20 protein-coding genes and 1 pseudogene are annotated in these 21,624 nt (G+C 74.1%); 11 read left to right on the plus strand and 10 right to left on the minus strand.

All coding sequences use genetic code 11. The annotated features are described in order from the left end of the window. Nucleotides 1-4: 4 nt before the first annotated feature. The 4 genes from ACFC2L_RS18305 to ACFC2L_RS18320 form a co-directional block, all read right to left on the minus strand. A complete protein-coding gene (locus ACFC2L_RS18305) occupies nt 5-1,393 on the minus strand; it encodes a sulfate adenylyltransferase subunit 1 (protein ID WP_375825767.1) in 1,389 nt (462 codons plus the stop codon). Then, complete coding sequence (gene cysD, locus ACFC2L_RS18310) at nt 1,393-2,400, minus strand: sulfate adenylyltransferase subunit CysD (RefSeq protein WP_375825768.1); 1,008 nt, start codon at nt 2,398-2,400, stop codon at nt 1,393-1,395. The genes ACFC2L_RS18305 and cysD overlap by 1 nt, the downstream gene beginning before the upstream one ends. Nucleotides 2,401-2,408: 8 nt before the next feature. After that, the gene (locus ACFC2L_RS18315; RefSeq protein WP_375825785.1) at nt 2,409-3,122 is read right to left on the minus strand and encodes a phosphoadenylyl-sulfate reductase; all 714 of its coding nucleotides are present in this window, start codon (nt 3,120-3,122) and stop codon (nt 2,409-2,411) included. A gap of 146 nt (nt 3,123-3,268) precedes the next feature. Further along, complete coding sequence (locus ACFC2L_RS18320) at nt 3,269-5,023, minus strand: nitrite/sulfite reductase (protein ID WP_375825769.1); 1,755 nt, start codon at nt 5,021-5,023, stop codon at nt 3,269-3,271. Between the two features lie 441 nt (nt 5,024-5,464). Between ACFC2L_RS18320 and ACFC2L_RS18325 the strand changes: the two genes are divergently transcribed. The 6 genes from ACFC2L_RS18325 (at nt 5,465) to pcrA (ending at nt 11,132) form a co-directional block, all read left to right on the plus strand. Further along, a complete protein-coding gene (locus ACFC2L_RS18325; protein WP_253050870.1) occupies nt 5,465-5,830 on the plus strand; it encodes a hypothetical protein in 366 nt (121 codons plus the stop codon). A gap of 102 nt (nt 5,831-5,932) precedes the next feature. Next, nucleotides 5,933-6,493, plus strand: coding sequence for a PadR family transcriptional regulator (locus ACFC2L_RS18330; protein WP_375825770.1), 561 nt, complete (start codon nt 5,933-5,935; stop codon nt 6,491-6,493). Further along, complete coding sequence (locus ACFC2L_RS18335; protein ID WP_375825771.1) at nt 6,490-7,296, plus strand: alpha/beta fold hydrolase; 807 nt, start codon at nt 6,490-6,492, stop codon at nt 7,294-7,296. The genes ACFC2L_RS18330 and ACFC2L_RS18335 overlap by 4 nt, the downstream gene beginning before the upstream one ends. A 27-nt stretch (nt 7,297-7,323) precedes the next feature. Then, nucleotides 7,324-7,806, plus strand: coding sequence for a DUF456 domain-containing protein (locus ACFC2L_RS18340; RefSeq protein WP_375825772.1), 483 nt, complete (start codon nt 7,324-7,326; stop codon nt 7,804-7,806). A gap of 21 nt (nt 7,807-7,827) precedes the next feature. Beyond that, nucleotides 7,828-8,286: a hypothetical protein gene (locus tag ACFC2L_RS18345; RefSeq protein ID WP_375825773.1), complete on the plus strand. Its 459-nt coding sequence runs from the start codon at nt 7,828-7,830 to the stop codon at nt 8,284-8,286. Between the two features lie 89 nt (nt 8,287-8,375). Continuing rightward, a complete protein-coding gene (gene pcrA, locus ACFC2L_RS18350; RefSeq protein WP_375825774.1) occupies nt 8,376-11,132 on the plus strand; it encodes a DNA helicase PcrA in 2,757 nt (918 codons plus the stop codon). 116 nt (nt 11,133-11,248) lie between these two features. Here pcrA and ACFC2L_RS18355 read toward each other — a convergent pair whose 3' ends face one another. Continuing rightward, on the minus strand, nt 11,249-11,938 hold the full coding sequence (locus tag ACFC2L_RS18355) for a DUF6518 family protein (protein WP_375825775.1): 690 nt from the start codon (nt 11,936-11,938) through the stop codon (nt 11,249-11,251). Nucleotides 11,939-12,045: 107 nt separating this feature from the next. On the opposite strand from ACFC2L_RS18355, the pseudogene ACFC2L_RS18360 reads away from it, so the two are divergent. Continuing rightward, nucleotides 12,046-12,789: pseudogene (locus tag ACFC2L_RS18360) on the plus strand (DUF5996 family protein); the annotation flags it as partial. 71 nt (nt 12,790-12,860) lie between these two features. On the opposite strand, the gene ACFC2L_RS18365 reads toward ACFC2L_RS18360, so the two are convergent. Together ACFC2L_RS18365 and ACFC2L_RS18370 are read right to left on the minus strand one after the other, a co-directional pair. Further along, the gene (locus ACFC2L_RS18365; RefSeq protein WP_375825786.1) at nt 12,861-13,436 is read right to left on the minus strand and encodes a Clp protease N-terminal domain-containing protein; all 576 of its coding nucleotides are present in this window, start codon (nt 13,434-13,436) and stop codon (nt 12,861-12,863) included. Between the two features lies 1 nt (nt 13,437). After that, nucleotides 13,438-13,659: a helix-turn-helix domain-containing protein gene (locus ACFC2L_RS18370; RefSeq protein ID WP_047233082.1), complete on the minus strand. Its 222-nt coding sequence runs from the start codon at nt 13,657-13,659 to the stop codon at nt 13,438-13,440. Between the two features lie 159 nt (nt 13,660-13,818). Between ACFC2L_RS18370 and ACFC2L_RS18375 the strand changes: the two genes are divergently transcribed. From ACFC2L_RS18375 to sucD, 3 genes are all read left to right on the plus strand, one after another. Beyond that, nucleotides 13,819-15,423 (plus strand): OmpA family protein, encoded by a 1,605-nt coding sequence (locus tag ACFC2L_RS18375; protein WP_375825777.1) that lies wholly within the window; start codon nt 13,819-13,821, stop codon nt 15,421-15,423. A 198-nt stretch (nt 15,424-15,621) separates the two neighbouring features. Further along, nucleotides 15,622-16,791, plus strand: coding sequence for an ADP-forming succinate--CoA ligase subunit beta (gene sucC / locus ACFC2L_RS18380; RefSeq protein WP_204540351.1), 1,170 nt, complete (start codon nt 15,622-15,624; stop codon nt 16,789-16,791). Nucleotides 16,792-16,828: 37 nt separating this feature from the next. Beyond that, the gene (gene sucD / locus ACFC2L_RS18385; protein WP_087471388.1) at nt 16,829-17,719 is read left to right on the plus strand and encodes a succinate--CoA ligase subunit alpha; all 891 of its coding nucleotides are present in this window, start codon (nt 16,829-16,831) and stop codon (nt 17,717-17,719) included. Nucleotides 17,720-17,836: 117 nt separating this feature from the next. Here sucD and ACFC2L_RS18390 read toward each other — a convergent pair whose 3' ends face one another. Genes ACFC2L_RS18390 through ACFC2L_RS18400 form a run of 3 tightly spaced genes read right to left on the minus strand, consistent with a single transcriptional unit; the run spans nt 17,837 to nt 19,736 of the window. Then, the gene (locus ACFC2L_RS18390; protein ID WP_375825778.1) at nt 17,837-18,493 is read right to left on the minus strand and encodes a hypothetical protein; all 657 of its coding nucleotides are present in this window, start codon (nt 18,491-18,493) and stop codon (nt 17,837-17,839) included. Continuing rightward, nucleotides 18,490-18,894, minus strand: coding sequence for a hypothetical protein (locus ACFC2L_RS18395; RefSeq protein WP_375825780.1), 405 nt, complete (start codon nt 18,892-18,894; stop codon nt 18,490-18,492). Before ACFC2L_RS18395 ends, ACFC2L_RS18390 begins: the two co-directional genes overlap by 4 nt. After that, a complete protein-coding gene (locus ACFC2L_RS18400) occupies nt 18,891-19,736 on the minus strand; it encodes a patatin-like phospholipase family protein (protein WP_313663491.1) in 846 nt (281 codons plus the stop codon). Before ACFC2L_RS18400 ends, ACFC2L_RS18395 begins: the two co-directional genes overlap by 4 nt. Nucleotides 19,737-19,816: 80 nt before the next feature. Here ACFC2L_RS18400 and ACFC2L_RS18405 point away from each other — a divergent pair, with 80 nt between their 5' ends. Further along, complete coding sequence (locus ACFC2L_RS18405; protein ID WP_375825782.1) at nt 19,817-21,079, plus strand: DUF6350 family protein; 1,263 nt, start codon at nt 19,817-19,819, stop codon at nt 21,077-21,079. Nucleotides 21,080-21,624 lie beyond the last annotated feature (545 nt).

Genomic DNA, 21,624 nt, shown 5'->3' on the forward strand with positions numbered 1-21,624 from the left:
CAGCCTAGATCGCGTACGAGCCGGGCCGGGACGCCGGACGGCGGGCGGCGGCGAGCGCGTCGCCGACCATGCCGGCAGCGAGCGTGCCGCCGTCCTGGCCGTCGACGAGCAGGAACGCGCCCGTCCGCCGGGCCACGACGTACTCCTCGGCGGCGACCGGGGACGCGAGCCGCAGCGTCACGCGGCCGATGTCGTTGAGGTCGAGGCGCTCGGCGGGCTCGAGCTCGGCGGTGTCGAGGTCGAGCCGCCCGACGACGTCGCGCACGACGGCCTGCACCGTGCGGGTCGTGTGCTTGAGGAGCACGCGCGCGCCCGGCAGGAGCGGGCGGTCGCTGAGCCACGCCACGGTGCCCTCGACGTCCTGCGTGACCTCGGGGGCCTCGGCGGCGGACGCGATGAGGTCGCCGCGCGCGACGTCCACGTCGTCGGCGAGGCGGATCGTCACGGACTGCGGCGCGAACGCCTCCGTGAGCACCTCGCCGGACGCGAGCGAGTCGGCCGTGTCGATCCCGACGACGGTCGTGCGGCGCCGGGACGGCAGCACCACGACCTCGTCCCCGACCGTCACGACGCCCGACGCCACCTGCCCGGCGTACCCGCGGTAGTCGCGGTAGCGCTCGTCGGCCGCGGCCTGCGGGCGGATGACGACCTGGACGGGGAAGCGGAAGGCCTCGGCCTCCGGGTCGTCTCCCGTCGGGAGCTCCTCGAGCAGCTCGAGCAGGCTCGGGCCGTCGTACCAGGGCGTGTTGGCGCTCGCCCGGTCCACCACGTTGTCGCCCACGAGCGCGGACACGGGGAGGGTGTGGACGTCGCCGACGCCGAGCGACGTCGCCGCCGCGCGGATGTCCGCCGCGAGCTCCTCGTACCGGGCCTCGCTGTAGTCGACGAGGTCGATCTTGTTGACCGCGACGACCACGTGCGGCACGCGCAGGAGGCTCGCGACCGCGAGGTGGCGGCGCGTCTGCTCGAGCAGGCCCTTGCGCGCGTCGATGAGCAGCACGACGACGTCCGCCGTCGACGCGCCCGTGACGGTGTTGCGCGTGTACTGCACGTGGCCGGGGCAGTCGGCGAGGATGAACGAGCGGCGCGCGGTCGCGAAGTACCGGTACGCCACGTCGATCGTGATGCCCTGCTCGCGCTCGGCGCGCAGGCCGTCCGTGAGGAGCGCGAGGTCGGCCGACTCGAGGCCGCGGTCGCGCGAGACGCGCTCGACGGCGTCGAGCTGGTCCGCGAGCACGGACTTCGAGTCGAAGAGCAGGCGGCCCACGAGCGTGGACTTGCCGTCGTCGACGGAGCCGGCCGTCGCGAGGCGCAGCAGCGTGCCGCGGCGCGCGTCGTCGAGCGGGACGGCCGTGCTCTCGGCGACGGTGCCGGTGCTGGTCTGGGTGCCCATCAGAAGTACCCCTCCTTCTTGCGGTCCTCCATGGCGGCCTCGGAGAGGCGGTCGTCGGCGCGGGTCGCGCCACGCTCGGTGATGCGCGTCGCGGCGACCTCGGCGATGACGTCCTCGACGCCCGCCGCGTCCGACCGCACGGCGCCGGTGCACGACATGTCGCCGACGGTCCGGTAGCGCACCGTCTCCGTGCGCAGCGACGCGGCCTCGGCGTCCGTGCGGGGCTCCGAGTACGGCCCGACGGCGAGCAGCATCCCGTCGCGGTCGAACACCTCGCGCTCGTGCGCGTAGTAGAGCCCCGGGAGCTCGATGCGCTCGCGCGCGATGTAGCGCCACACGTCGAGCTCGGTCCAGTTCGACAGCGGGAAGACGCGCACGTGCTCGCCCGGCCGGTGGCGCCCGTTGTAGAGGTTCCAGAGCTCCGGGCGCTGGTTGCGCGGGTCCCACTGGCCGAACTCGTCGCGCAGCGAGAAGACGCGCTCCTTGGCGCGCGCCTTCTCCTCGTCGCGCCGGCCGCCGCCGAACACGGCGTCGAACTTGTGGCCCGAGATCGCGTCGAGCAGCGGCTGCGTCTGCAGCGGGTTGCGCGTCCCGTCGGCGCGCTCGCGCAGGCGGCCGTCGTCGAGGTAGTCCTGCACGCTCGCGACCTCGAGCCGCAGGCCCAGGCGCTCGGCGGTCGCGTCGCGGTAGGCGAGCACCTCGGGGAAGTTGTGGCCCGTGTCCACGTGCAGCACGGGGAACGGCACCGGGCCGGGCGCGAACGCCTTGACCGCGAGGTGCAGCATCACCACGGAGTCCTTGCCGCCGCTGAACAGCAGCACGGGGCGCTCGAACTCGGCCACCACCTCGCGGACGATGTGGATGCCCTCGCTCTCGAGCGCGTCGAGCTGCGCGAGGCGGCGCCCCCCGGGCAGCGCCGCGCCGGGGACCGGCGCGTCCGCGGAGGCGCCGGCGGGAGCACCGGCGGGGGAGCCCGGTGCGTCGGTCGTCAGGTCGATGGTCGTCATGCCCGTCCTCATACGTGGAGTCCGCACTCTGTCTTGTCGAGCCCCGCCCAGCGGCCGGCCCTCGGGTCCTCGCCCGGCGCGACGCGCCGGGTGCACGGCTGGCAGCCGATCGACGGGTAGCCGTCGTTCAGCAAGGGGTTGAGGATCACCTGGTGCCGCGCGGCGTAGGCGAGCAGGTCGTCGAACGACCAGGCCGCGAGCGGGTTGATCTTCACGAGCCCGTTCTTCTCGTCGAACGTGACGAGGGGGGTGTTCGTCCGGGTCGGCGCCTCGTCGCGGCGCACGCCGGTGACCCACACCTCGTAGCCCGCGAGCGTGCGGTGCAGCGGCTCGACCTTGCGCATCTGGCAGCACAGCGCCGGGTCGCGCGAGAACAGGTCCGTGCCGTGGGCGGCGTCCTGCTGGGCGACCGTGAGCTCGGGCCGGACATCGACGATCGTCACGTCCATCTGCTGCTCGACGGCGTCCCGCGTGCCGACCGTCTCGGCGAAGTGGTACCCCGTGTCGAGGAAGAGCACGTCGACCCAGGGGACCTGCGCCGCCACGACGTGGGGCAGCACGGCGTCGGCCATGGAGCACGCCACCGCGACCGACGTCCCGAACTCGCGCGCCGCCCAGGCGATGACCTCCTCCGCGGTCGCCTCGGGGCGCGTGGCGCCCGCGACGCCGGGCGTGCCCGCGCCGTGCAGCAGCTCCTCGCCGCGCCGGGCGATCTCGCGCAGCTCGTCGAGGGACCGCTTGGGCCTGCCGTGCCGCGCGCGCTCCGCGTGGTGCGCCGCCTTGGCGCTCTCGCGCTGCTCGGCCTTCGCCCGCGCCGCGGCACGCAGCGCGGCCAGCGGGTCGGACGTCGTCGTGGCCTGGTCCTCGCTCACTGGAGCGCCTCCTCGTCCGCGCGGTGCGCCCACTGCGCGAAGGTCTCGGTCCCGTCCTTCTCCGCCTCGTACCGGTGCACGACGCGCTCGACGTAGTCGGCGATCTGCGTCGCGGGCACCTTGAGGCCGCGCACCGTGCGGCCCAGGCCGCCCTCGTCGCGGCCCGTGCCGACGAGGCCGCCGCCGAGGTGCACCTGGTACCCGGGCATCTGCTCCCCGTCGACGGTGATGATCTGGCCCTTGAGGCCGATGTCCGCCGTCTGGATGCGCGCGCACGAGTTGGGGCAGCCGTTGATGTTGAGGTCGAGCGGCCGCTCGACCAGCGACGGGACGTCGGCGAGGCGCTCCTCGAGCTCGCCGATGACGCGCGCCGCCGTGTCCTTGGTGTCGACGATCGCGAGCTTGCAGAACTCGATGCCCGTGCACGCCATGGTCGAGCGGCGGAACGGGCTCGGCCGGGCGGTGAGCCCGAGCGGCTCGAGGCCCGCGACGAGCTCGTCCACGCCCTCGGGCGGGACCCCCAGGACGACCAGCTTCTGGTGCGCCGTGAGGCGCACGGACCGGGCGCCGACCTTCTCCACCAGGTCCGCGAGCCCCGTGAGCGTGCTGCCGCCCACGCGCCCCACGACCGGGGCGGCCCCGACGTAGTAGTTCCCGTCCTTCTGCAGGTGCACGCCCACGTGGTCGCCCGGACCGGTCGCCGGCGCGGGCGCGGGGCCGTCGGCGAGGCGGTAGCCCAGGTACTCGCTCTCGAGCACCTCGCGGAACTTCTCCGTTCCCCAGTCGGCGAGCAGGAACTTCAGGCGCGCCTTGTTGCGCAGCCGGCGGTAGCCGTAGTCGCGGAAGATCCGCACGACGCCGTGCCACACGTCGGCCGCCTGCTCCTCGGTGACGAAGGCGCCCAGGCGCTCGCCGAGCCGCGGGGTCGTCGAGAGGGCGCCGCCGACCCAGAGGTCGTAGCCCGGGCCGAGCTCGGGGTGCACGACGCCGACGAGCGACACGTCGTTGATCTCGTGCACGACGTCGAGGCTGGGGTGGCCGGTGACGGCGGTCTTGAACTTGCGCGGCAGGTTCGCGAGCTCCGGGTCGCCGATGTACCGCCGCTTGATCTCGAGGATCACGGGCGTCGGGTCGATGATCTCGTCCGCCGCGATGCCCGCGACGGGGCTGCCGAGGAAGCCGCGCGGGGTGTCACCGCAGGCCGTCGTCGTCTCGAGGCCGACGGTCGCGAGGCGGTCCCAGATCTCGGGGACGGACTCGATCTCGATCCAGTGGTACTGGATGTTCTGCCGGTCGGTGATGTCGGCCGACCCCCGCGCGAAGTCGCGCGAGATGCCGCCGAGGACGCGCAGCGCGCGCACGTCCAGCTCCTGGCCGTCCGAGCGGACGCGGAGCATGAAGTACCTGTCCTCGAGCTCGTTCGGCTCGAGCGTCGCGGTCTTGCCCCCGTCGATCCCGGGCTTGCGCTGGGTGTACAGCCCCCACCACCGGAAGCGGCCGTGCAGGTCGTCGCCGGGGATGGAGTCGAAGCCCTCGCGGGCGTAGATCGTCTCGATGCGCTCGCGCACGTCGAGGCCGTTGCCCGCGCGCTTGAGCTCCTCGTTGGCGTTGAGCGGCTCGGTGCCGTCCACCTTCCACTGCCCGTTCGGGCGGGCGGCGCGCGCCGGCCGTGCGGCGCGCTCGCCGGCGGGACGACCAGGTCGCGCGGTGGCGTCCTCGGTGGTCTCCGGCGCAGTCGTGGCCTGCGTCATCGGGGTTCCTCGTGTCCTCGTTCGGGGGCGGGGACGCGCGACGGCGAGCGCTCAGCGAGGGTGCGAGTGGCTGAGGACCGACGGCGCGCGCCGGTTCTCAGGGTTTCTCCGGGGAGAGGGGCGAGCCTGCGGGCTCGCGCTGAGTCGGGCGCGGTTCAGCGACAACAGCTGAGACACGTGTGCGCGCACGCCGGCATCCCGTGACGCGAGGTCACGAGGAGGGTGCGGGCTGCCGTGGTCATGCGCAGAACGATAGCCGCGGTCCAGCGTGGTGGACACCCCTCGTCCGTATGGTGGGAAAACGGAAAATACTAGACTGGTCGAGTCCAGTTTGTCGAGCGGTTCGGGCCCCTCGGCCGGCTGCCGGAAGAGGGGTCGGTGCGACCGGGCTCACCTTGTGCAAAGTTTCACGACAGCGGCGTCAGCAAATAGGATGGCGCCATGGAGTTCCTCTACAACGTCTTCGTCGCGCTGCACTTCATCGGGTGGGCCATCGTCCTCGGCGGCTACCTCGCGTCCCTGCGCTCGCCGGGCCTGTACAAGGGCGTCTTCCACGGCGCGCTCACCGCGCTCGTCGCGGGGATCGCCATGGTCGGCATCGGCGAGGCGTCGGTCTGGGGTGACGGCGGCCCGGACATGGCCAAGATCGGCGTCAAGCTGGTCATCGCCCTGGTCATCGCCGTCCTGGCGTTCGTCGCCAAGCGCCAGGGGGCCAAGGCGGCCGACGGCGCCGTGGCGCCGGGCGTCAAGCACGCCATCGGGGGTCTGACCCTCGTGAACATCCTCGTCGCGGTCTTCTGGAACTGACCGCAGCGACCCGGCCGGGGCCCGTCGACGGATCGTCCGTCGGCGGGCCTCCGTCGTCCCCGAGGTGTTGACGGAAAACTAGGTGCATGGTCCACTAGTCGCATGGTCCTCCGCTACCTCGTGCTCGGTCTCCTCACGGTCCGGCCCATGACGGGCTACGACCTCAAGCGCGCGTTCGACTCCTCCGTGCGCCACTTCTGGGCGGCCGACCGCTCGCAGCTCTACCGCACCCTCGCCGCGATCGTGGACGCCGGGCTCGCCGAGGTGGAGGTGGTGCCCCAGGAGAGCTACCCGGACCGCAAGGTCCACACGATCACCGACGCCGGCCGCGCGGCGCTGCGCGACTGGCTCGCCTCGCCGCTGCGGCCCGAGGACCCGCGCGAGCCCTTCCTCGGGCGGCTGTTCTTCGCCGACCAGCTCGACGACGAGGGCGTCGCGGCGCTGCTCGCGTCCCGGCGGACCCTGGCCGAGGAGACGGTCGCGGCGCTCACCGCCGAGGAGGAGCGGGTCGCGGCGGTCCTCGCGAGCGGCGGCCCCGACGCGGACCGCGTGCGCGGCACGCGCGGCCTCGCCCTCCGGCTCGCGACGCTGCGCCACGGTCTCGCGCACGCCCGGACCGAGCTCGCGTGGCTCGACGAGACCGAGCGCGAGGTGCTCCCGTGAGCCTGCCGGACGTCGTCGTGCACCATCCCGCGAGCAGCCCGGGCGCGCCGGGCGCCGGCTCGGTCTCCGTCGTCCTGCTGCACGGGGGCACCGTGGCGTCGTGGATGTGGGAGCCGCAGGTCGAGGCGCTCGACGACCTCGACGTGTGGACGCCCGACCTGCTCGGCTTCGGGAGCCGCGGGGACGAGGTCCCGGCGTCGCTCGACGCGGTCGTCGACGACGTCGCCGCGACGGTCTCCGCGCTCCCCGCCGGGCGGGAGGTGCACGTCGTCGGGCTGTCGCTCGGCGGGATCGTCGCGCTGCACCTCGCCGCGCGGCACCCCGGCCTCGTGCGCTCCGTCCTGGCGTCGGGCGCGGTGGTCGACGGCGTGCCCGGGCTCGCCGGCGCGCTCGGCCGCGCGCAGCTCCGGGTCTGGGACCGGCGCTGGTACTGGCGCGGCCAGGCCGTCGCCACCGGGATCCCCGCGGAGTCCCGTGACCTGTTCGTGCGCTCGGGTCTCGCGATCCGCCGCGAGACCATGGCGCGGCTGCTGGCCGACGTCTACGGCGGGCGCTGGCCCGACGGCCTCGCGGAGTCCGGGGCCCGCGTGCTCGCCGTCGCGGGCGGCCGCGACCTCCGCCCCGCCCGCAGCGCGCTGGCGACGATCGAGCGCCGCGTCCCGGGCGCCGTCGTGCGCCTGGCGCCCGGGATGCACCACCAGTGGAGCGCGGAGGACCCGGACCTGTTCAGCGCGATGATCCGGTCGTGGGTGCTCGACGGCGTCGCGCACCCACGGCTGGTGCCGCTCGCGGGGCGTGCGTAGCGCGCGCGACGTGCGAGGGTTTCCCCCGTGAGCGTCGGTGGAGAGGTCCTCGTCGGGCTGGCGATCCTGGTCGGGCTGGTCGGGATCGTCGTGCAGGTCCTGCCCGGGAACGTGCTCGTGCTCGGCGCGGTCCTCGTGTGGGCGATCGTCACGGGCGGCACCGCCGCGTGGGTGGTCTTCGCGGTCGCCGCGGTGCTCGTGGTCGCCGCCGAGGTGTCGCAGTACGTCCTCGCGGGCCGCCACATGCGCCGGGCGGAGGTCCCCTGGTCGACCCTCGTGTGGGGCGGGGTCGCGGGCGTCGTCGGGTTCTTCGTGATCCCCGTGATCGGGCTCTTCATCGGCTTCGTGCTCGCGGTGTTCGTCGCGGAGCTCCTGCGCCGCCGCGACCGCCGCGCCGCGTGGCGCGCGACCGTCGCCGCGATGCAGGCGACCGGCATCACGATCCTCGTGCAGCTCCTGGGCGGCCTCCTCGCGGCGGCGACGTGGGGTGTCGGGCTCGCGATCACCTGACGACGGGCGAGAATCCTGCCCATGCGCTACTTCGCCACGCGGGCCACGTCCGTCGACGTGCGGCTCGCGAGCACCCAGGACGCCGAGAACGAGGCTGCAGAGGCTCGCGCGAGCCTCGAACGCCTGGGCGAGGACCCCGACCTGTGGCTCTCCCGAGCGCTCGGCGGGACGCCCGAGTCCGCCGCGCGCCGCGAGGAGGACCGGCGGAGCGCGGACGACGCCGAGGCCGCCGCCCGGGAAGACCTCGCCGGGGTCCGACGGCAGGCGGTCTCGGATGCGCGCGACGCGTGGGCCGCCGCCGACCAGTACTTCGCCCCGGTGCTCTTCCAGCCGGTCTCGCGGGACGGCGAACGCTGGGAGCGTGCTCTGCACGAGATCGCTGAGATCGGCTGGCGCCTGCAGTCGTGGCAGGTGGTCGGACCGGCACCGGAACCGTTCGGGTCGAGGGTGACCCTGATCCAGACCCTCTCCGTCCGGTGACGCCGTTCCGGTCGGCACCCCGTACCGACACCGTGGGACCCGTCGCGGCGGCTTCGGATGTGGGCGGGGGCGCCTAGGCTTGAGGGGCTATGGCTTCGCTCTTCGAGAACCTCCCGCTGCCCGGCCTCGACACGCTGTTCGACGGCCCGCGTGTCGACCATGGCGGCGAGTCCCGCCTCCCGCGGACCGCCCCGCGCTGGACCGACGACCCGGCCGTTCCCGACGGCGCGGGCTCGCCCGCCGGCGACGGCGCGCCGTCGGGCTCCGCGTCGGGCCGGGTGCCCGGCGAGCGCCGCGGGCGGTACGCCCACCTCGACCCCGACGCGCTGCTCGACGGGCTGAACCCGCAGCAGCGCGAGGCCGTCGTGCACGCGGGCGGGCCGCTGCTCATCGTCGCGGGCGCCGGGTCGGGCAAGACGCGCGTGCTCACGCACCGCATCGCGCACCTGCTCGCGACGCGCCGGTCGAACGCCGGGCAGATCCTCGCCATCACGTTCACCAACAAGGCCGCGGCGGAGATGCGCGAGCGCGTGGAGGCGCTCGTCGGACCGTCGGCGCGGAACATGTGGGTCTCGACGTTCCACTCCGCGTGCGTGCGCATCCTGCGGCGCGAGGCCAAGACGCTCGGGCTCCGGTCGAGCTTCTCGATCTACGACGCCGCGGACTCGCAGCGGCTCATCACGCTCGTCACGCGCGAGCTCGACCTGGACCCCAAGAAGTACCCGGCGCGCTCGCTCGCCAACAAGATCTCGGACCTCAAGAACGAGCTCATCGACCCCGAGACCTACGCGCGCGACTCCGGCGCCCACGCGACGGACGACGGCCTCGCGGCGCGGGGCGGACAGCACGGCGCGAGCGTGCCCGAGTTCGACCAGGTGCTCGCCGACGTCTACACGCGCTACCAGGCGCGGCTCGTCGCGGCGAGCGCGCTCGACTTCGACGACATCATCATGACGACGGTCAACCTGCTCCAGGCGTTCCCGGCCGTCGCGGAGCACTACCGCCGCCGGTTCCGGCACGTGCTCGTCGACGAGTACCAGGACACCAACCACGCGCAGTACGTGCTCGTGCGCGAGCTCGCGGGCGTCGGCGAGGACTCCGCCGCGACCGACGCCGCGACGAGCGGGACGGGCGAGGCGCAGGTGCCCGCGCTCGACCCCGCCGAGCTCACCGTCGTCGGCGACGCGGACCAGTCGATCTACGCGTTCCGCGGCGCCACGATCCGCAACATCCTCGAGTTCGAGGCCGACTACCCGGACGCCCGCACGATCCTGCTCGAGCAGAACTACCGCTCGACCCAGAACATCCTGTCCGCCGCCAACGCCGTGATCTCGCGCAACCCCGACCGCAAGCCGAAGCGCCTGTGGACCGACTCGGGCGCGGGCGCCAAGGTCATCGGCTACGTCGCGGACAACGAGCACGAGGAGGCGCGGTTCGTCGCGGAGGAGATCGACCGCCTCGGCGACTCCGACGGCGTGCGCCCCGGCGACGTCGCCGTGTTCTACCGGACCAACGCCCAGTCCCGCGCGCTGGAGGAGGTGCTCATCCGCGTCGGCCTGCCGTACAAGGTCGTCGGCGGCACGCGCTTCTACGAGCGCCGCGAGGTCAAGGACGCGGTCGCGTACCTGCGCGCGATCGACAACCTCGACGACGACGTGAACCTGCGGCGCGTGCTCAACACGCCCAAGCGCGGTCTGGGGGACCGGGCCGAGGGGGCGGTCGCGGCGCTCGCGGACCGCGAGCGCATCTCGTTCGGCGCGGCGCTCGCCCGGATCGACGAGATCCCCGGGCTGACCAACCGCACGCTCAACCCGCTGCGCGCGTTCGTCGAGCTCATGACCGGGCTGCGCGAGCTCGCGGAGTCCGGCGCGACGCCGTCGGACGTCCTCGGCGCGGTCCTCGACCGCACCGGGTACCTCGCCGAGCTCCGCGCGAGCGACGACCCGCAGGACGCCACGCGCGTCGAGAACCTCGCCGAGCTGCACGCCGTCGCGACCGAGTTCACCGAGCTCGACCCCGAGGGCACGCTGTCCGACTTCCTCGAGCGTGTGTCGCTCGTCGCCGACGCGGACCAGATCCCCGCGGAGGACGTGGCCGACGGCGAGAGCGAGGGCGCGGAGAAGGAGGACCCCGGCGTCGTCACGCTCATGACGCTCCACACCGCCAAGGGGCTCGAGTTCCCGGTCGTGTTCCTCACCGGCATGGAGGACGGCACGTTCCCGCACATGCGGTCCCTGCACGACGACGCCGAGCTCGCCGAGGAGCGCCGCCTCGCCTACGTGGGCATCACCCGCGCGCGCGAGCGGCTCTACGTCTCGCGGTCCGCGGTGCGGTCGGCGTGGGGGATGGCGAACGAGTTCCCGCCGAGCCGGTTCCTCGAGGAGATCCCCGAGGAGCTGTGGGACTGGCGGCGGCGCGAGTCGTCGATGGCGACGCTGCGTGCGGGCGGGTCGGTCTGGGGCCGCGGCTCGGGGTCGTGGTCCGGTTCGCGGTCGGGGTTCGGGTCGGGGGCGCGGTCAGGGGCCGACGACGACGGGTCTACCATCCGCGGCCCTCGTTCCTCGGGCCGCTCCCGCCAGACCCGCCACGACCCGTCGTCGTCGGCCCCTGCCCGCGCCGCGTTCGGCTCGCCGGCCGGTGGGGCGAAGTTCGGGTCGGCGACGCCGCGGGCCGACGGGGACGTGCCGAACCTCGCAGTCGGGGACAAGGTGACCCACGACGCCTACGGGCTGGGGACCGTCGTCGCGCTCGAGGGCGCTGGCCCGAACGCGGTCGCGAAGATCGACTTCGGGGCCGACGGGACCAAGCGCCTCCTGCTGCGCTACTCGCCGGTGACCAAGCTCTGAGAGCGCCTCGGCGCCGAGACGGCGACCACTGACCGAGGTAGTGACGTACCGGGTGCCGTGCACCGGGCTCTGAGCCGGGGGCCGCTCTCTCGGCGTGCGGGGGCTCGACCGCCGAGTCAGCCGATCGTGCCCAGGGCGCGGTAGGCGAGGACGAACGCTGCCGCCACGACGGCGGTGCCCCCGACGGCGGTCGCGACCGGCAGCGCTCCGCGGAGCCGGCGCGCGAGCATGCCGCCGAGCAGGACGAGCGCGACGACACCGATCGTGACCCAGTAGGTGGCGCCCGTCGTCTCGACGACGGTCGTGAGCCCGTAGACGGACTCGCCGACCCCGATGCCGGCGAGCACGGCGGTGCCGAGGGCGGCGTGGGTGCCGGTCCGCCACAGCCATGCCGCCGCGATGCCGACGAACGGGCCGACGACGACGCCGACGACCCCGAACGTCGTCGGGTCGTAGAAGTACCCGCGGAGGTCGGCTGCGACGGCATAGCCCAGGGTGAGCAGCACGAAGCTCGCGGCGCCCAGCACGGCGGCGTGCCACGTCCGGGCGCGCGGGTCGCGTGCCGACCAGGCGACCAGCAGCGCGGTGAGCAGCGTCCAGCCGCTCGCCGAGTTCGCGAACGGCGCCGCGGCGTCGGGCAGGAACCCCTGGGCGTACGACGTCAGGCCGCCCAGCAGGAAGCTCGCGACGAGGACGACGGCACCGCGCCGCCACGGGTGACCGGGCGACGTGGTGACCCGGACGGGTCGGGTCGGTGCCGACGGGCGGTCGTCGGCGCGGTCGGGGGGCGAGGTCGTCTCGGGCACGCCACGACGCTAGGCGGCCCGGGCCCGCCTGGCGTCACCCCGTCGTCGGGCACCGGGGCGAGAGGCGTCCTACCGTGGCAGGACGACCGAGCCCCGAGGAGCCTCCCGTGACCCAGCCGGCCGCCCGTCCCGCCCCCGCGCCCGCCCCCTGGCCCGACCTCGACGTGCGGCGGTGGGAGCCGACCCGTCGGCCGCTCCACCTGTTCACCCAGGTGGTCGGCAAGGTCGTGCTCGACCTCACGCCGTTCGTGAACCACTGGTGGAACGTCGCGTTCTCCGTGACGTCGCGCGGGTTCGTCACGCCGGTGATGCAGGTCGGCGACCGCGCGCTCGACGTCGAGATCGACCTGGTGGCGGAGCACGTCGTGTTCCGCACGTCCGACGGGAGCACCGAGACGATCGCGCTGGGCCCGATGTCCGTCGCCGACTTCTACGCGCGGACGCTCGCGTGCCTCGCCCGTCTCGACGTGGCCGTGCGCGTGTGGTCGACCCCGCGCGAGATCCCCGACCTGGTGCCGTTCGAGCAGGACACCGCGGTCGGGGAGTGGGACGGCGACCTCACGCGCACGTGGCTCGCGACCGTGCAGCGGGTCGCGGCGGTGATGGAGCGGTTCCGCTCCGGGTTCTACGGCAAGTCGAGCGGTTCGCGCTTCTACTGGGGCGCGTTCGACCTGGGGCTCACGCTGTTCAACGGGCGGCCCTCCCACCAGCCGGACGACGTCGAGCCCATCTACCGCTACGCGGAGAACGCGGAGAACGTCGCGGTCGGCTACTGGCCCGGAGACCCGACGACGCACGCCGACCAGGTCTACGCGTACGCGTACCCGCAGCCGCCGGGGGTGACGGAGCTCGACCTCACGCCGGGGTACTGGGACCCCGGTCCCGCCGGGCTGAGCGCCGGGGGCCGGTCGGCCCTATCGGGTCAGGACGCCTTGCGGTGCCCTGCGGCGAGCGCGGCGCGCAGGCCCGCGACGTCGGACCCCGCCGCGGTGAGCGCGTCGACCAGCGCGCGGTGCGCCGTCGAGCCCTTCGCGCGCGCGACCGCGGCGAGCACGTGGCCCGAGTCGATGGTGCGGGAGCCCGCGTGCACCGCCTCGCGCAGCGAGAGCTCGAGCGCCTTCTTCGCCTCGGGCGTGAACGGGATGTGGGAGCGGCGGTTCCGCCGCCCGCGGCGGCGCTCGTCGTCGCCCGCGCGGTCGAGCGCTCCCGGCCCGAAGGCCGCGTCGGTGCGCGCGCGGATCTCGTCGAGGTCGATCCCGAGGGCGGCGAGCGCCGGGCCGTCGAGCGTGTCGTGGCGGCGCGCGGAGTCGACCTGGCGCTCGAGGTCGTCGGCGTCGACGCCGGCCGCGGCGAGGGCGACCGCGCCCGCGCCGCCGTCCTGGCGGGCGAGGGAGAGGAGCAGGTGCACGGCGTCGATGGCGTCGTCGCCGCGGGAGCGGGCGACCTCCTGGGCGCCGACCACCGTGTCGCGGGCGTCGGCGGCGAATCGTTCGAACATGTCATGACCTCCTGGTGGTTCGGGACGCGCCGTACTTCTTGTGCACGGCCTGGCGGGTGACGCCGAGGCGGTCGGCGATCTCCTGCCACGACCAGCCGAGCGCTCGGGCGTGCTCGACCTGCAGCGCCTCGAGGCGCTCGGCGAGCACGCGCAGCGACCGCACGGCGCGCAGCCCCGTGTCGGGGTCGGTGCTGCTCGCGGCGTCCATGTCGACGGGTTCCATGGGTGTCAATCTAGGTTGACAACGGTCATCGTGTCAATGCGGGTTGACGCGCGGTGGTGCGTGGGCGCGTCGCCGGGACGGCGCGCGCGGTCCGCTAGGGTCGTGGCGCCGAGCCGGCGTCCCGGGGGCGCGGGGGCACCGACGACGGAAGAGGAGCAGATGCACCAGCGGTCCATCACGCCCGGGGGACGCGCGCGCCGCACGCTCCTGGCGGTCATGGCAGGCGTGACGACGGCGACGCTCGTCGCGGGGTGCGTGACGATCAGCCCGGAGGAGCCTGCCGGGGCGTCGCCGGCGCCGGTCGATGCCGCGACACCCGCCCGGTCCACGGACCCCACGCCGGTCGTGGTCGAGGGCCACGTCCGCGGCGTCGACGTCGCGGCGAAGGTCGGGCCGGTCGCCGTCGACGGCGACCTCGCGGTGCTCCGTGTCGAGGTCGAGGCCACCGGAGGCGACGAGGCGGTGATGGCGGGTTTCGTGTTCGCCAACCGGGCCCTCACCCGGGAGGACTCGTTCGACGGCGTGCGCCTCGTCGACCTGGAGGCCGGCGTGGTGCGGGAAGCGGCGCGGACCTCGGACGGGGTCGCCCTGGCGTCTCTCGGTGAGGAGTACATGCTCTCGCCCGGGCGGGAGCCCGTCGTCGGTCACGTCGCGTTCGACGCCCCGACCACGGCCACCACCGCGGTGCTCGTCCCGGCGGTGGGACTGGTCGAGGGTGTGCCCGTGGTCGAGGTCGCCGACGCGGGCGGTCTGACAGTCCCGCTCGACGAGCTCGCGCCGGGCGGCCTCGCGGACGTCGTCGCGCCCTCCGCCTACCTCGAGACGTTCAGCACGACGGCCGACGACGCCGTGCGCACGCGCGACGCGCACGACGTGGTGAGCGTCGTCGTCGACTCCGACGTCCTCTTCGACGTCGACTCGGCCGTGATCGGCCCGGGCGCGGACAGGGCACTCGACGCCGTCGTCGCGCAGCTCGCGCTCGCAGCCGACGGCGACCTGGTCGTCGTCGGGCACACCGACGACCAGGGTGAGGAAGCCGTGAACCAGGAGCTCTCGGAGCGGCGCGCGCGGGCCGTCGCGGACCGGCTGGCCGAGATCGCCGACCTGGGCCGCTTCGACGTCCAGGTCGAGGGGCGTGGCGCGAGCGAGCCCGTGACGACGGAGTCGACCGACGAGGCGCGCGCGCTCAACCGCCGGGTGACCGTCGAGTTCACGCCCGCCGCGGACGCCGCGGTGGTCGAGGCGCCGTCGGCCGACGGCCTCGTCGCCTCGGAGGGTCCGACGATCCGAGGGCTGGGCGGCGCTGTCGTCCTCCACGACGACGGCATCGGCGGGATCCAACGCCTGCACGTCGAGCTGGTCGAGGTGCGGCGCGCCGGCCGGTGCCTGGTGGGCGAGCTGGCCGTGCGCAACGATGGTCCGGAGCAGGCGTCGTTCGTCAGCGTCCTCGGCTCCGTCCGGGACGGCCGGGGTGAGCTCGGTCAGGGCTTGCTCGGGGCGAGCAACGTGACCCTGCTCGACGGCGGGGTGCGGGTCTATCCCGTCGACTACCTCGTCGACCAGGACTTCTACGAGCACCAGGTCCGCAACGTCCTCGCCGACGCCTCCGTGGGCTCGCTGGCGTCGGGGACGACGTCGACCGTGAGCGTGGTCTGGCCGGATCTCGGCTTCGACACGGTCGTCGTGGACGTCCCCGAAGGCTCGACGTCGGTCACCGACGGCAGCACGCCCATCCGGTTCGTGGACGTCCCGGTCTCGGGCTGAGCCCCCGTCGTCCCTCGTTGCCCGCCGACCGTGCCCGCGAGGGCCGCCCGCGTGACGAACGGAACACGCGGCACCGCGCGCGGTCGCGGCCGACCGATAGGAGCCCCGGGCTTCCCGGGCTACCCTGTACGGGGATGTCTTGATGTCGAGACATCGGTCATGCCGCACACGGCGCATCAGACGGAAGGACGCAGCAGGGTGGACCTGTTCGAATACCAGGCGCGCGACATCTTCGAGAAGCACGGCGTGCCCGTGCTGGGCGGGGTCGTCGCGACGACGCCCGAGGAGGCCCGCGCGGGCGCCGAGAAGCTCGGCGGCGGCACCGTGGTCGTCAAGGCCCAGGTGAAGACCGGCGGCCGCGGCAAGGCCGGCGGCGTCAAGCTCGCCCACTCGCCCGAGGAGACCGCCGAGAAGGCGTCCGAGATCCTCGGCATGGACATCAAGGGCCACACGGTCCACCGCGTCATGGTCGCCCAGGGCGCCAAGATCGCCGAGGAGTTCTACTTCTCGGTGCTCCTCGACCGGTCGAACCGCAACTACCTCGCCATGTGCTCCGTCGAGGGCGGCATGGAGATCGAGCAGCTCGCGGTCGAGCGCCCCGAGGCGCTCGCCAAGGTCGCCGTCGACCCGATCGTGGGCATCGACGAGGCCAAGGCGCAGGAGATCGTCGACGCCGCCGGTTTCGCCGAGGAGCTCAAGGCCCCGGTCGCGGCGGTCATCCAGAAGCTCTGGACCGTCTTCACGGCGGAGGACGCGACGCTCGTCGAGGTGAACCCGCTCGTCCGCACCGAGGACGGCTCGATCATCGCGCTCGACGGCAAGGTCACGCTGGACGACAACGCGTCGGAGGTCCGTCACCCGGACCACGAGGCGCTGGAGGACAAGGAGTCGACCGACCCGCTCGAGGCGAAGGCCAAGGCGAACGGCCTCAACTACGTCAAGCTCGACGGCGAGGTTGGCATCATCGGCAACGGCGCGGGGCTCGTCATGAGCACGCTCGACGTCGTCGCGTACGCGGGCGAGGCCCACGGCGGCGTGAAGCCGGCCAACTTCCTCGACATCGGTGGCGGCGCCAACGCGCAGGTCATGGCGAACGGCCTCGACGTGATCCTCAACGACCCGCAGGTCAAGTCGGTGTTCGTCAACGTCTTCGGCGGCATCACCGCGTGCGACGAGGTCGCCAAGGGCATCGTGGGCGCGCTCGAGATCCTCGGCGACGAGGCCTCCAAGCCGCTCGTCGTGCGCCTCGACGGCAACAACGTGGACCTCGGCCGCGCGATCCTGCGCGAGGCGAACCACCCGCTCGTGACGCTCGCCGAGACCATGGACGGCGGCGCCGACAAGGCTGCCGAGCTGGCCAACGCCTGATCGCCCGACGACGCGGAAAGCTGAGACAGAGAACACCATGTCGATCTACCTGAACTCCGACTCCAAGATCATCGTCCAGGGCATCACCGGCGGGATGGGTGCCAAGCACACCGCCCTCATGCTCGACTCGGGCGCGCAGATCGTCGGCGGCGTCAACGCCCGCAAGGCCGGCACGACCGTCACGCACAAGGACCACGAGGGCAACGACGTCACGCTCCCCGTGTTCGGCACGGTGGCGGAGGCCATGGCCGAGACCGGCGCGAACGTGTCCGTCCTCTTCGTCCCGCCGGCGTTCACCAAGGACGCCGCGATCGAGGCCGTCGACGCCGAGATGCCGCTCATCGTCGTCATCACCGAGGGCGTCCCCGTCCAGGACACGGCCGAGGTCTGGGCCTACCTGCAGGGCAAGAAGACGCGCATGATCGGCCCGAACTGCCCCGGCATCATCACGCCGGGCGAGTCGCTCGCCGGCATCACCCCGCACACCATCACGGGCAAGGGCCCGGTCGGTCTCGTGTCGAAGTCCGGCACGCTGACCTACCAGATGATGTACGAGCTCAAGGACCTCGGGTTCTCGACCGCCATCGGCATCGGTGGCGACCCGATCGTCGGCACCACGCACATCGACGCGCTCGAGGCGTTCGAGAACGACCCCGAGACCAAGGCGATCGTCATGATCGGCGAGATCGGCGGCGACGCCGAGGAGCGTGCCGCGGCCTACATCAAGGACCACGTCACCAAGCCGGTCGTCGGCTACGTCGCGGGCTTCACCGCCCCCGAGGGCAAGACGATGGGCCACGCCGGCGCGATCGTCTCCGGCTCCGCGGGCACCGCGCAGGCCAAGAAGGAGGCCCTCGAGGCCGTCGGCGTCAAGGTCGGCAAGACGCCGTCCGAGACCGCCGCGCTCCTGCGCGAGGTCCTCGCCTGACGCTGGGTCTGCCGTAGGACCCACGACCCGGGTCCACGACCCGACGCCCCGCGACCGGCCGGTCGCGGGGCGTCGTGCGTCCGGCGTCATGGGCCTGGCCGCGCCGGACGTCCCGTCTCAGGCGGCCGGGTCGCGGTCCGCGCTCGGGACCGTGGGTGCCCCCGACGCCGCGAGCCACGCGTCGAGGCGCACCCACTGCGCGTAGAGCCACGCCGCGCGCTCCTCGTCCCCGGCCGGGAGCGCGTCGCGGGGCGTCGCCCAGATCTTGAGCGTGAGCCGCTTGTCCATCGGGAGCTCGCGCCAGATGTCGCGCACCGTGACCAGGCGCTCGAGGCCCGTGTGCGTGACGACCGCCACGCCCGTCGTCGGCGTCGCGTCGAGCGCGGCGAGGAACCCGCCCACGTGCGGCGCCATGACGTGCGGCATCCCCTCGGCGAGGACGGCGAGGTCGCCCTCCCCGGAGGATCGCAGCGCCGCGATGCGCGCGTCGCGGCGGCGCGGCGTGACGTTCCCGCCCTCGGGGAAGAGCAGCACGGCGGAGTCCGGCGCCAGGTCGGTGGCGAGCGCGGCGACCGCCTCGCTGCCCGACGGCGCACCGTGCGGTCGCCGGGAGCGCGGCACCACGAAGTACGCCGGCACGCGGTGCAGCAGGACGTCGATCGCCGGGTCCCACTGGAGCGTGTCCTTGAGGACGACGCGCGGCTCGCGGCCCGCCGCGTTGACGATCCGGTCCATGAGGACGAACGAGTCGCCCGGCCCCGCGTGGCGGCTCACCACGAGCACCGGGGCCCGTCGAGCCCGTCGGCCTCGCTGAGGTCGACGTCGATCCGCAGCCGCAGCGTCCAGCGCACCTGCCAGAAGAGCACCGAGAGCATCGTGCCCGCGAGGCGGACGTGCGCGCGCCGGAACGCCGGGCGGTCCAGGGCCCATCCGAAGCCCGAGCCCACCCAGAGGCCGAACAGCGCGACGAGGGCGGCGGCGTCCCACACGACGTAGAAGCTCGCGAGCCACAGGACGCGCGGCGCGCGCAGGCGACCGGGCAGTGCCCAGCTCACGATGCCGCCGACGAGCAGGACGAGCATGATGCTCGTCGGGACGAGCAGGACCGCGAGGACGACGACCGCCGGCGCGAGCAGCAGCCGGCGGACCCATCGGGGCGGAGGCGGGACGTTCACGCGTCGCCGCCCAGCTCGTCCAGGTAGCGGCGCGCCGCCGCGTACGACGAGGCGGCGCGCGCTCGGGTCGTGTCCAGCCGGCGCGACGACGAGAGCCGGTCGTCGCCGGGGAGCGGCCCGCCGCTCGGCAGGACGTGGACGGTCACGTCGTCGGGGACCTCGGCGAGCTCGCGCGCGAACCGGTGCCGTCGGGAGATCTCGAACGTCACCTTCGCGACCTCCACCGCGGTCCGCGGGGGCCGCAGCGGCTCCTCGATCCGGCCGACCTGGAGCACCCAGACCGTGCGGGCGCCGCGGCGCACGGCCTCGCCTAGCGGGATCGAGGAGACCACGCCGCCGTCGACGTAGTGCTCGTCCCCGATGCGCGTGGGCGGCAGCGCGCCCGGGACGGACGCCGAGGCGAGCACGGCGTCGACGAGCGGGCCGTCGCTGAACCAGCGCTCGGCCGCGCGCTCGATGGACGCTGCGGCGACGACGAGCGGCACGGCGAGGTCGGCGAACGTGGTGCGCTCGCCGAGCACCTGCCGCAGGAGCGCGCGCAGCGGCGCCGGGCTGGCGAGGTGGGTGCGCGTCGTGGCGAGCCGGTGCACCTGGCGGTACCACGCCTCGCCGTAGACCTGCGCCGCCGCAGGCGACGACCAGGCCGACTCGAGGCGGGGGACGACGGCGGGCGTGGGGTCGGCCGCGAGGGCGGCGCCGTTGATCGCGCCGATGGACGTGCCGACGACCAGGTCGGGCGTGATCCCGCGCTCCAGCAGCGCACGCAGCATGCCGATCTGGACCGCGCCGCGCACGCCCCCGCCGCCCAGGACGAACGCGGTCGGGGCGGGCGCCGTCGTCATGGACCGATCGTAGGCGCGGGTAGGCTGGCGCGCCGGGGAAATGCGACAGACCGACCACTCGATCGACGACGATGGGCACCATGAGCACCACCAGCACGACGCGTGGTGCGCGCACGCGCACCGTGGACGGCAGCCCCGCCCCTGCACCGGTCGCGGCCCGGCGCGGGCCGTCGGGCGTGCTCGCCGCGCTCCAGGCGCTCGCGCTGTCGCTCGCGGTCGTGGTGCTGCCCGGCGTCGTGGCCTTCCTCGCGTCGTCCACCGGGTCCTCCGAGGGCTCTGGGTGGGGGCAGTCGGTGACGATCGCCGCCGGGTTCTGGCTCCTCGGGCATGGGGTGCCGCTCGTCGCGAGCGGGACGACGGTCACGCTGGTCCCGCTGGGGCTCACCGCCCTCGCGCTGTTCTGCTGCTTCGCGTCGGCCCGCCGCTCCGCGCACACGACCCTGTCCGCCTGGGTCGCGGGCACCGTGACCTACGCGCTCGCGACGCTCGGCGTCGCGCTCCTCGCCGGGTCCACCCCGCCGTGGGGCCTCGCCGTCGCCGTCGTCGGGGGCGCGCTCGTCGGCGGGCTCGGCCTCGGGGCCGGGATCCTCGCGCGACCCGACGCCCCCCTCGTCGGCGACCTCACGCAACGGCTCGACCGCTGGGTCCCGCCGACGGTCCGGCTGGGCCTGCGCGGCGGGCTGCTGGGCACGAGCCTGCTGGCCGGCGTCTCCGCCGTCGTCGTCGGGGCGTGGCTCGTCGCCGGGCGCGCGACGTCGGGCGACATCGTCGCCGGGCTCGTGCCCGGGACCGTCGGCGGGATCGTCCTCGCCCTCGCACAGCTCGCCGTCCTGCCGAACGTCGTGGCCTGGGCCGGGGCGTGGCTCGTCGGGCCGGGCTTCGCCGTCGGCGAGGGCAGCACGTTCGCGCCGAGCGGCGCGGAGCCGGGCGCGCTGCCCGCGATCCCGCTCCTCGGCGCGCTGCCCGGCGACGACTGGACCAACCCCCTCACGCCCTGGGTGCCCGCGGTCGTCGTCGCCCTCGGGGTCGTGGCCGGGGCGTTCGTCTGGCGCCGCCTGCGCGACGTGACCGGCACCCACCCCGACGACGACGTCCGGTGGCTCGACGTCGCCCTCGCCGTGGGCGGGGTCGCGCTCGGCGCGGGACTCCTCGTCGGGGGCGTGAGCTGGCTCGCGGGCGGAGCCGTCGGGCCCGGGCGCCTCGAGGTCGTCGGCGCCGACGCGCTCGTCGTCGGAGCCCTCGCCGCGGCCGAGATCGGCGGCGGCGCCGCGCTCGCGATCCTCTGGGCGCGCCTCGACGTCCTGGGCCGCCGCCACGGCGACCCCCTCGACGACGAGGCCTGACCTGCCGACGTAGAGCCGCGTTCCGCCGAGGTAGAGCCGTGGTTCAACCTCCGGCCCGCCGGGTGGGGTCCGCGGCGCGGGTGGCCTCGGTGCTCGGGGCTGCGGCGCCGTCACCCCGGCCCTTCGGCCGTGGGTTCTAGGAGCGCCGCTCTGACGCCCCTTCGCATCCGAGCCCACCCCCACCGCTCGGCCGTCGTCTCGCCATGGCTCGGTGGCAAGCCGACCAGGCGGTCCTGGCAGGCCGAAAAGGCGACCGCGGCTCGTCAGACGACCAGGACAAACCGAGACCACCTGTTCGGCGTGTTGTCGCGACGACAAGGTCGCGACGCGACCGCGCGCGACCCATGACCCGCATCCGCGGCGCGGCGGTGTCGTGCCACGACCGGATGCGGCTACGGAGACCTGGATCGCGTACCGACACCGCGGGCAGTCGCCCGAGGTGAGCGGAGGCCAGGGTGAGACGACGCCGGGCGGGGTGGGTGGTGGTGCCGCGTCGTGGCGGGCCTGGCGGGAGCGACGCGAGGAACGAGCGGCGCGGATGGTAG

Source organism: Cellulosimicrobium sp. NPDC055967 (assembly GCF_042269845.1).
Lineage (GTDB): Bacteria > Actinomycetota > Actinomycetes > Actinomycetales > Cellulomonadaceae > Cellulosimicrobium.

What these genes read in the sequence shown, in the direction of transcription:
- ACFC2L_RS18320 (WP_375825769.1), bottom strand. Translation starts at nt 5,023, where the DNA reads ATGACGCAGGCCACGACTGCGCCGGAGACCACCGAGGACGCCACCGCG.
- cysD (WP_375825768.1), bottom strand. Translation starts at nt 2,400, where the DNA reads ATGACGACCATCGACCTGACGACCGACGCACCGGGCTCCCCCGCCGGT.
- ACFC2L_RS18370 (WP_047233082.1), bottom strand. Translation starts at nt 13,659, where the DNA reads ATGGAACCCGTCGACATGGACGCCGCGAGCAGCACCGACCCCGACACG.
- ACFC2L_RS18405 (WP_375825782.1), top strand. Translation starts at nt 19,817, where the DNA reads ATGAGCACCACCAGCACGACGCGTGGTGCGCGCACGCGCACCGTGGAC.
- ACFC2L_RS18400 (WP_313663491.1), bottom strand. Translation starts at nt 19,736, where the DNA reads ATGACGACGGCGCCCGCCCCGACCGCGTTCGTCCTGGGCGGCGGGGGC.
- ACFC2L_RS18375 (WP_375825777.1), top strand. Translation starts at nt 13,819, where the DNA reads ATGCACCAGCGGTCCATCACGCCCGGGGGACGCGCGCGCCGCACGCTC.
- pcrA (WP_375825774.1), top strand. Translation starts at nt 8,376, where the DNA reads ATGGCTTCGCTCTTCGAGAACCTCCCGCTGCCCGGCCTCGACACGCTG.
- ACFC2L_RS18365 (WP_375825786.1), bottom strand. Translation starts at nt 13,436, where the DNA reads ATGTTCGAACGATTCGCCGCCGACGCCCGCGACACGGTGGTCGGCGCC.
- sucD (WP_087471388.1), top strand. Translation starts at nt 16,829, where the DNA reads ATGTCGATCTACCTGAACTCCGACTCCAAGATCATCGTCCAGGGCATC.
- ACFC2L_RS18330 (WP_375825770.1), top strand. Translation starts at nt 5,933, where the DNA reads ATGGTCCTCCGCTACCTCGTGCTCGGTCTCCTCACGGTCCGGCCCATG.
- ACFC2L_RS18305 (WP_375825767.1), bottom strand. Translation starts at nt 1,393, where the DNA reads ATGGGCACCCAGACCAGCACCGGCACCGTCGCCGAGAGCACGGCCGTC.
- ACFC2L_RS18345 (WP_375825773.1), top strand. Translation starts at nt 7,828, where the DNA reads ATGCGCTACTTCGCCACGCGGGCCACGTCCGTCGACGTGCGGCTCGCG.
- ACFC2L_RS18325 (WP_253050870.1), top strand. Translation starts at nt 5,465, where the DNA reads ATGGAGTTCCTCTACAACGTCTTCGTCGCGCTGCACTTCATCGGGTGG.